General features: G+C 42.6%; 9 protein-coding genes and 3 pseudogenes. 11 read left to right on the forward strand and 1 reads right to left on the reverse strand.

Annotation, left to right across the window (positions count from 1 at the left end; genetic code table 11):
* The first annotated feature begins 136 nt into the window (after nt 1–136).
* Nucleotides 137–565 (forward strand): annotated as a pseudogene (locus ACE01T_RS06135) (transposase).
* Between the two features lie 31 nt (nt 566–596).
* Here ACE01T_RS06135 and ACE01T_RS17715 read toward each other — a convergent pair.
* Nucleotides 597–764, reverse strand: a pseudogene (locus ACE01T_RS17715) (IS982 family transposase); the annotation flags it as partial.
* A gap of 118 nt (nt 765–882) precedes the next feature.
* Here ACE01T_RS17715 and ACE01T_RS06140 point away from each other — a divergent pair.
* The 10 genes and pseudogenes from ACE01T_RS06140 to ACE01T_RS06185 form a co-directional block, all read left to right on the forward strand.
* A pseudogene (locus tag ACE01T_RS06140) lies at nt 883–1,029 on the forward strand (Vi polysaccharide biosynthesis UDP-N-acetylglucosamine C-6 dehydrogenase TviB); the annotation flags it as partial.
* A gap of 20 nt (nt 1,030–1,049) precedes the next feature.
* Entirely contained in the window at nt 1,050–2,075 is a 1,026-nt protein-coding gene (locus ACE01T_RS06145; protein WP_395518935.1) for an NAD-dependent epimerase/dehydratase family protein, read from the forward strand.
* On the forward strand, nt 2,072–3,244 hold the full coding sequence (locus ACE01T_RS06150; RefSeq protein WP_395518936.1) for a lipopolysaccharide biosynthesis protein: 1,173 nt from the start codon (nt 2,072–2,074) through the stop codon (nt 3,242–3,244). The genes ACE01T_RS06145 and ACE01T_RS06150 overlap by 4 nt, the downstream gene beginning before the upstream one ends.
* Entirely contained in the window at nt 3,244–3,831 is a 588-nt protein-coding gene (locus tag ACE01T_RS06155; protein ID WP_395518942.1) for an acyltransferase, read from the forward strand. Before ACE01T_RS06150 ends, ACE01T_RS06155 begins: the two co-directional genes overlap by 1 nt.
* Nucleotides 3,832–3,924: 93 nt before the next feature.
* Nucleotides 3,925–4,473, forward strand: coding sequence for an acyltransferase (locus ACE01T_RS06160; RefSeq protein WP_395518937.1), 549 nt, complete (start codon nt 3,925–3,927; stop codon nt 4,471–4,473).
* Between the two features lie 24 nt (nt 4,474–4,497).
* Complete coding sequence (locus ACE01T_RS06165) at nt 4,498–5,616, forward strand: glycosyltransferase (protein WP_395518938.1); 1,119 nt, start codon at nt 4,498–4,500, stop codon at nt 5,614–5,616.
* The gene (locus tag ACE01T_RS06170) at nt 5,613–6,713 is read left to right on the forward strand and encodes a glycosyltransferase (RefSeq protein ID WP_395518939.1); all 1,101 of its coding nucleotides are present in this window, start codon (nt 5,613–5,615) and stop codon (nt 6,711–6,713) included. Before ACE01T_RS06165 ends, ACE01T_RS06170 begins: the two co-directional genes overlap by 4 nt.
* On the forward strand, nt 6,710–7,849 hold the full coding sequence (locus ACE01T_RS06175; protein ID WP_395518940.1) for a glycosyltransferase family 4 protein: 1,140 nt from the start codon (nt 6,710–6,712) through the stop codon (nt 7,847–7,849). The genes ACE01T_RS06170 and ACE01T_RS06175 overlap by 4 nt, the downstream gene beginning before the upstream one ends.
* Nucleotides 7,850–7,997: 148 nt before the next feature.
* Nucleotides 7,998–8,312, forward strand: a complete 315-nt coding sequence (locus ACE01T_RS06180; RefSeq protein ID WP_395518941.1) for an IS630 transposase-related protein — start codon at nt 7,998–8,000, stop codon at nt 8,310–8,312.
* 183 nt (nt 8,313–8,495) lie between these two features.
* Nucleotides 8,496–8,744 (forward strand): transposase, encoded by a 249-nt coding sequence (locus ACE01T_RS06185; protein WP_395518943.1) that lies wholly within the window; start codon nt 8,496–8,498, stop codon nt 8,742–8,744.
* The last annotated feature ends 313 nt before the right edge of the window (nt 8,745–9,057 follow it).

The following is a 9,057-nucleotide window of genomic DNA, read 5'->3' on the forward strand; positions in this document are numbered from 1 at the left end:
TATATTTATTTGGTGCAAAGCCAAATGAGGACACGTCCTAGGGCCTATTATCATTTGATGTAAATATTTCATTCTTCTAATCTATTGAATTAAAATATCTTACATATCCCTTCCAAAATTAAGTTTTCTAGTATGTATGTCAAGTAGAGTCATAACTGATGAAATTTGGGTGCAAATCCAAAATACCATGCAATTTTATGGCTGCTACCATTCACCTAATAGCAAAAATATTATGGAAGCCATTTTATTGAAAATTCGAACACGGGTACCCTTGGCGTGGTATTCCTAGAGATCTTTGTCCATGGCAAACAGCCTATAAGTATTTCAATCGCTGGGCAAGTAAAGGGCCTATGGGAGAATTTTTTAAACTACGAGGCATATTCGTGAAATTGATCGAGATCATAAAATGATTGCTATCATTCCGACAAAATCAAATAGCAAAAAACCAAATATGGACTTTGATTGCTACTTCTATCGTCTAAGGCATCTTGTGGAAAATGTCTTTACTCACTTAAGATATTTTCGTTGTATTCCCTCTCATTTTAAAAAGTTAGCTCGCTATTAATATTGAAAATATATAAATAATTCAATTATTTAGTTAAAATAATGCTGAAGTTATTGAAATTGGAATATTTATACCAAATGAAGATGAATACGATTTCTGAAAGTTTTAATTGAGAAGACCGCATTCTCAAAAGAGTATTGTTGTATTTTAAAAATTTCCAATAGGCTGCTTCGACTTTCTGAAAAAAGTCATCGATCATGCAGAAAAAAATATGTAAAATCGAACATTCTGGCTGAATGTGTAGGTTGTGTGGTAACTCCTAATAGTTTTCAGCTACCTTTTTTCAAGCGAATTTCTTATCCGTGATTCCGGTTACTTATGATGCGGTTATTCTGGTCGTTGCCCAACAGCAGGTTGTTTAAAGAGGTGGGGCACCCAATATTCGTGTTTTAGGCAAGTCTGAGCATGTGCTTTATGATCTGAAATATCTGCTGTCTCAGTCTAAAGTTGATATCCGCTTATAAGCTGTGTTTTAGGAAAAATCATGAATGCATTTAATAAAACCTGTGAGCAATTGCGACAACAGCCGAAAACCTGGCTGGTCACGGGGGTTGCCGGTTTTATTGGCTCCAATCTGTTAGAAACACTATTAAAACTTGATCAAACTGTTATTGGTTTGGATAGCTTCGCTACCGGTCATCAACATAACTTAGATGAAGTGCAGTCATTGGTCAGTGCAGCGCAATGGGCAAAATTCACCTTTTATGAAGGGGATATCCGCAATCTGGAAGACTGCCAAAAAGCCTGTGCCGGTGTGGATTATGTTCTGCATGAAGCAGCGTTGGGTTCTGTACCACGTTCAATTGCTGACCCGATTACCACTAATGCCACCAATATCAGCGGCTTCCTGAACATACTGACTGCTGCGCGTGATGCCAAAGTTTCCAGCTTTACCTATGCAGCCAGCAGCTCAACCTATGGCGACCATCCGGCATTGCCGAAAGTTGAAGAAAACATTGGCAAGCCTTTGTCACCTTATGCCGTGACCAAGTATGTCAATGAGCTTTATGCCGATGTGTTTGCCAAAATTTATGGCTTTAAAGCGATTGGCTTACGCTACTTTAATGTATTTGGACAGCGCCAGGATCCGAACGGGGCCTATGCGGCAGTGATTCCGAAATGGACCGCAGTCATGATTGCCGGTGATGATGTGTTTATCAATGGTGATGGTGAAACCAGCCGGGATTTCTGCTTTATCGATAACACGGTACAAGCCAATATCTTGGCGGCAACCACGCAAGATGATGCAGCCAAAAACCAGGTTTATAATGTCGCAGTGGGAGACCGTACTACATTGAATGATTTGTATCGAGCGATTCAGTCTGCACTTGCTGAAAATGGCGTGAATTACAGTAAAGATCCAGTATACCGTGACTTCCGTGCTGGAGATGTACGTCATTCACAAGCCAGCATTGCCAAAATTGAACAAGCCTTGGGTTATGCACCTGAGTTTCCAATCGATGCTGGTATTCAGCTGGCCATGCGCTGGTACGTTAATAATCTGACATGATTGCGCGTATTTTAGCCAAATATCAATCGATTGGCTTAATCACGTCGAGTTTATTGGTAGGTGCGATAATTACATTTATCGCACTTCCTTTTTTAACGCGTCTGTATTCGGTTCAGGATTTTGGTGAATACGGTATTGCCTTGGCCGTGGTAAGTGTTCTGTCGACCATTGCCAATTTGCGTCTCGACCAAGCCTTACTGGTCGCCGAAGAGCAGGACAAGAAAAGCCTGATTTTTGAAGGGACGATGTTCTCTGCTGCTATTGTGGCGGTCAGTGCCATCATCTTAAGTTTTATTTTTGATGTGGCTGTGGTCGCTGCAATTTGCAGTGGAGTGTTGGTCAATACACTGATTCAAACTATCTATAACTATAAATTTGCCGCGCATGCCGAATATTTCTGTGCCGGACTGAATATTTTGCGTAGCCTGATTGTGGTGCTGGTACAGCTAGGTTTGCCTTTCTTGATGAGCATCAGTCTGGTCAATAGTTACAGTGTCAGTTCGTTGCTGATGTTACTGTTTATATTGATTTATATGGTAAAAAATCAGCTTTATCAGGTCAGTTGGCAGGCATTTAAGCACTATCAGGATTTTATTTATTCCAATACGCCACATGCATTGCTGAACAGCTTTTCGCATAACTTACCTTATTATGTGGTCTCGCATTTTGTCGGTGTCCAGGCTATGGGCTTCTATGCCATTGTGGAGCGGACTTTGCGGGTGCCGATTAATTTAATGTCGCAAACCATTCGCCAGTTTTTTATCCGCAAATTTAAACATCTGGAAAATAGTCAGGAAGCCCTGAAAAGCAGTGTACTACTGAGTCTGCTGTCTTTGCCGCTGTTTGCCGTGTTTTTTGTGCTGCCAGAATCCCTGTATTTATGGGTATTTGGCAAAGACTGGGTCGGCATCTCTACCTATTTCCAGATTTTGGCCTTGGGCTATTGGGCCATTTTTTGTAATCCGCCCTGTTCGGCCTTCCTGATTGCACAGCGTAGTAGCCATGTGCTGTTTAGATTGCAGATTATTGAGTTATTGATTAAATTCATTTTATTTTTCGGCCTGTATCTATTGGTAGAAGATAAAATTTATATGCTGCTTGCCGTACCGGTTGCCCTGATTTTTTATAACTTTGCCATTTTATTCTCTGTGTGGAGTAGCAAAAAGTGATGTTTTTTAAAGCTTTAAAACTCATGAACTGGTTCACTGCACAATGCCGCAAGGTTGTTTATAATCAGGCCTTTGCTACCCGGTTTAAATATTTTGGCAAAGGCACTACGCTTGAAATTGCAGGTCAGGTGCGTATGGGTAAAAATGTCTATATCGGTGATCAGGTCAGCCTGATTGTGGAACCAGGCGCAACGCTCAACATTGCCGATAACAGCTTTATTGGTGAAAGTTGTTATATCAAATGTTTTGGTGGCAATATCAGTATTGGTCAGGATGTCAGCATGAATTCCAAGTCATTTATCAATGGCTGTGGAGGAGTCAGCATTGGTGACAATACCCGTATTGGCACGCAAAGTATCATTATTGCCAGTAACCATAAATTTGATGATCCGGATATCTTGGTGAAAGACCAGATTACCAAGCAGGGGGTCAGCCTGGGGGGAAATATTTGGCTGGGTGCCCGGGTGACAGTTCTGGATGGTGTCAATATTCCGGACAACAGTGTAATTGGAGCGTGCAGTCTGGTTTCCAAAACGCTTGCCGAGCCGGGAATATATGTCGGCATTCCTGCCAGAAAAATCAAATAAGCCTGGCAACGCAATTATATGCCTGAAGCCAATTTAGGCGTAAAATAGCCCACTTCTCGCATTTTTTGTTTTGCTGCTCTAAAGGTCATGCGCATGACATTGATAAAATCCGTCTTCAATACACTCTTTGACCTGGTCTATTTCATGGCCAAAGGCAGTGTGGCTTATGCGCGGAAAAAAGGTGTCAGCGTAGGTGAACACTGCCGAATTTATATTAAAAGCTGGGGCTCGGAACCCTTTCTGATTTCTATCGGCGATCATGTTACCGTAACTTCCGGGGTGAAATTTATCACCCATGATGGCAGTACCTGTCTGGTCAAAGACCAGCACGGCAAACGCTATCAACGCTTTGCCCCGATTCAGGTCGGTTCGCATGTGTTTATCGGGGTCAATACGATTGTTATGCCGGGGGTGAAGATTGGTTCCAATGTCGTCATTGGTGCCGGTTCGGTGGTGACCAAAGATATTCCGGATAACAGTGTGGCGATTGGTGTGCCCGCCAAAGTGGTTTCAAGTTTTGCTGACTATGCTGCCAAGATTCACGCCAGCTGTGCCAGCGATTCGGAACTGGCCGGCATCCATGATTATCAGCAGCGTGTGCAACGTGCAATGGCTCTGCAAGCTTCTAAAAGCACCAATTAATTTCTTCCATTTTTAGGGATTGTTATGCTCAATAAAATCATGTTTTTTTTGCCGAGCTTAGGGGGTGGTGGGGCAGAACGTACCGTGATTCAATTGGCCAATAACCTGGTCCAGCAGGGACGCAAAGTGGATGTGGTAGTCTGTGACATCAGCGGCGTAAAAGGTAAACTCCTGCCCGAGGTTGATCCGCAGATTCAATTGATTGATTTAAACTGTGGCCGTGTTGCCAATGCCATTTTCCCACTGAAAAAACTGTTGCAGGCGATGGATTATGATGTGCTGGTCGCGACCCAAACCCATAGCAATATCATTGCTGCCTTGGCCAGACGTTTAGCTAAAAGTCAGGTCCAGTTGATTTTGCGTGAGGTTTCCACGCCTTCGAAAAATTTGAAATTGCAGGGCTTGGCAAAGTGGCTGCTGAAAACCCTGGTCAAAATGACCTATCCAGCTGCCAGTCAGGTGGTCTGTGTGTCCAATGGCGTACTGGATGATTTTCGTGAATATTATGCCTATTCCAAGAATAATTTAGTCACCATTTATAATCCGGTGATTGACGAGACCTATACCGAAAAATTGCAGGTCGCGGTTGAGCATCGTTTCTTCCAGCCAAAACATAAAGTCATTCTGGCAGTCGGGCGTTTAACCGAAGCGAAAAATTTCGGCTTCCTGATTCGTTCTTTCCATGCCTTGTATCAACAGCACCCGGAAACCCGCTTGATTATTCTGGGTGAAGGGGAATTACGCGGTGAACTAGAGCAATTGGTTCATGACTTAAGCTTAAGCGATGTGGTCGATCTGCCCGGCTTTGATCCCAATCCCTATACCTATTTTAAATATGCCGAGCTGTTTGTCTTGAGTTCCAACTGGGAAGGCTTGCCCGGGGTGCTGATTCAGGCTTTGGCCTCAAAAATTAAAGTGGTGAGTACCAATTGCCCCAGCGGTCCAAAGGAAATTTTGGCAGATGCTAAATTTGGCTTGCTGGTGGAATGTAATGATCAGGCGAGCATGACTGCGGCAATGCAACAGGCAATTTTCGGTGAATATGTCACGTATGATGACACTGAATTAGCTGCACATTGTCTGCAATTCCATAAACATACCGTGCAACAGCGCTATCTGCAGCTGGTGGAGCACTCCGCATGAATCAGCCGAAACCAGTCATTGTGCATGTGATTACCAACTTTGCCGGAGTGGGTGGGGCGGAGATGATGCTGGCACGCCTGATTCAGCAAACCCGCGACCAGTATGCGCATGTGATTATCGCACTGATGAAAACATCGGAGGTGTATGCTGAAACCATGGCGCAATGCCAGTCTTATTATGCATTGGGCTGGAACGGGCTGAATACACTGGGGACGATTGCTAAGCTGCGGCATTTGCTCAAGTCCATTGCGCCAAAAACGGTGCAGTGCTGGATGTACCATGCCAATGTATTGACCAGTTTAAGTTGCATCGGTCTCAGCCCAAAACTTGATATCTTCTGGGGCATTCATCATTCGCTGGCCTCTCCCAAAGAAGAATCGCTGAGTACCAAAGTCGCCCTGGTCATGAGTAAAGTTCTGGCTGCGCAGCCTCAAGGCGTGATTTATTGCGCGCATTCATCCTTGCAACAGCATCAACGCTTTGGCCTGAAAAACAACAATGCTCAGGTGATTGCCAATGGCGTGTTTCTGGACAAGTTCCAGCCCAATCCTGAACTACATCAACCGATCAGCATTGGTTTTGCTGGACGTTATCATACGGCAAAAGGCTATCCGTATTTATTTGCGACTCTGGCAAAACTGAAAGATCAGCCGATTATTTTTAAAATTGCCGGCAGTGGGGCAAGCTTAGAGAATCCCGAAGTAAAAGCTTTATTTGAGCAATTCGGGCTAGATAAAAACAAAGTGCATCTGCTCGATCAGGTTGCCGACATGTCAGCATTTTATCAGTCGGTGGATGCCTTTTTGATGACCTCGATTACCGAAGGCTTTCCCAATGTGCTGGTTGAAGCCATGGCATCCGGTCTGCCCTGTATCAGTACCGATGTCGGCGATGCCAAATATATAGTCGATGAGCTGGGTGCCATTGTGCCGCCACGTGATCCGGAGGCACTGGTCAATGCCATTTTGGATTATGTCCATTCCAGCCAGGCGGAAAAATTACAGTTGAAACAAGCCAGCCGTGCACGGGTGGAACAACATTTTAGTATTGAAAGCGTGAGTCAGCAGTATCTGGACATGTGGAGACAAAGTACATGAAGTTTTTGATGATTTGTAGCTTTTTGCCATCCGTCCTGAATTTTCGTGGCAAGCTGTTGGAGGCTATTGCTGATCGCGGTTTTGAAATTCATATTATGGCACCTGACTTAAAATCTTTTCCAGACGAGACAGCTAAACTCCGAGATTTGGGGTATCATGTTCATTGGATTCCTATGCATAGAACGGAAGCAAATCCAATTTATGATATAAAAGCCTTGTTGGTGATTTATTGGATGATTCGCAAAATTCACCCGAATTATGTAATATCCTATACCATCAAGCCGGTAATCTATGGCACGCTAGCAGCATGGCTCGCAAAAGTTCCACATAGATTTGCATTAATTACAGGTTTGGGGTATGCCTTTCAAAATGTCGAATCAGGCAAGCCTAGTATTTTTCAAAGGCTGGTACATGGCTTATATGCTCAAGCACTAAAATATGCCGAAAAAGTTTTTTTCCAGAATCCAGATGATTTAAAGCTGTTTCAACAGATGCAATTGCTCAATGTAAATAAGTCAACTGTGGTGGTCAATGGTTCAGGGGTGAATGTTCAGGATTTTAATGTAATGCCATTACCAGTGAATGAGCAGGGAATAGTTAAAGCATCTTTCCTGTTGATTGCACGTTTGCTCGGAGATAAAGGTGTGCGTGAATATGCTAAAGCCGCCCGCATCATTAAGGCCCAATATCCTGAAACGGAATTTCATCTGGTTGGTTGGATTGATGATAATCCTTCTGCCATATCTCAAGTCGAACTTGATACTTGGATCGAAAATAAGACACTAAATTATTGGGGAAAACTCAGCGATGTGCGACCAGCGATTGCAGCAAGTTCAGTGTATGTGTTGCCCTCTTATCGTGAAGGTACACCGCGTACCGTCTTGGAGGCCATGGCGATGGGGCGAGCAGTGATTACCACCAATGCTCCAGGCTGCCGTGAAACAGTGAGTAATGGCGTAAATGGCTATCTGGTGGCTGTTAAATCGGTCGATGATCTGGTACAAGCCATGGAGTATTTTATTAAAGATCCCCAGCTGATTGCTTATATGGGACAGCATTCCCGTGAAATAGCACTCAATAAATATGATGTACATCATGTCAATCAGCATATGATGTCGGAAATGGAAATACTGTGACGTTAAGTCATGTGTTACTTTTATATTAACCTGAATTGAGGATAAAAAATTAACGTGAAAAATGGTGGCTGAAACTATTAGGGAGTTACCACACAACCTACGCGTTCAACTATAGCTAAATTCTCAAATATTTAATACATTATAAGACATGGGATACTCAAAAGATTTTAAAGACAAAGTCATAGAAATTATGGCCAGAGATCAACTGTCAGTACGTAAAGCTGCTCAGCATTTTGGAGTATGCACACGTACGATACAGCTATGGAAAAAATCGACCGAGAACAGGCCTATTCCCGGTCGTCCATCTAAAATCAGCAAAGAGCAAATATTGAAGGATGTTGAACAATACCTGATGATTATATTAGTGAACGGGCTGAGCGTTTTGGTGTCAGTACACATGCAGTATTTAATGCGCTACATGCCGCAGGAATATCGCGTAAAAAAAGACGTTAAAGCATCCTAAAGCAGATCAAAATCAACGTCGGCAATTTCAGAACTTGATTGAATGTTTAGAACAACAATTACCACTGGTTTATATTGATGAAAGTGGTTTTCAAAGTGAAAGTAGGAGATTGTATAGTTATAGCCTTAAAGGAGCGCGAGCTGAAGCTGAATTTAACTGGCAGTTAAAAATTGTAGCAATGCGATCGGTGCATTAATTGAAAATAGATTGCTTACAGTTGGAGTATTTGATTGTTCAGTGAAAACTGAGGTATTTGAATGCTGGATTGAACAGGATTTATTGCCGAAGCTGAAAGAAACCAGTGTTTTAATTATGGATAATGCGACCTTTCACAAAGGAAAAAGGCTTAAGGATTTGGTACACTGTGCAGGTCATTACATTGTGTGGCTTCCTAAATATAGCCCGGACTTGAATTTTATTGAAAAAATGTGATCAAGAGTAAAGTCGATTAGAAATAAATTGCGAATAAAAGACATTGATGAACTATTCAAAAAACATTGTGATAATTTATTTAGTATTTAGCTATAACATATTCGATTTGACATATTTCTTCTGCATCATTGATGATTTTTTCAGAAATTCGGAACAATCTATTGGCAATTTTTAAAAATGCAGTAACAAGCATTCGAGAATACGATCATTCGTAAGCGTCCGCTGAATCCCATGCCTATTTTTTAATTTTGGTCGGATTTCCAGCGGTGTGGCAGTAATTCTTCAATCTGGGTCACTTTATGCGTCGGCAGCC

Source organism: Acinetobacter uliginosus, assembly GCF_044130295.1.
GTDB lineage: Bacteria > Pseudomonadota > Gammaproteobacteria > Pseudomonadales > Moraxellaceae > Acinetobacter.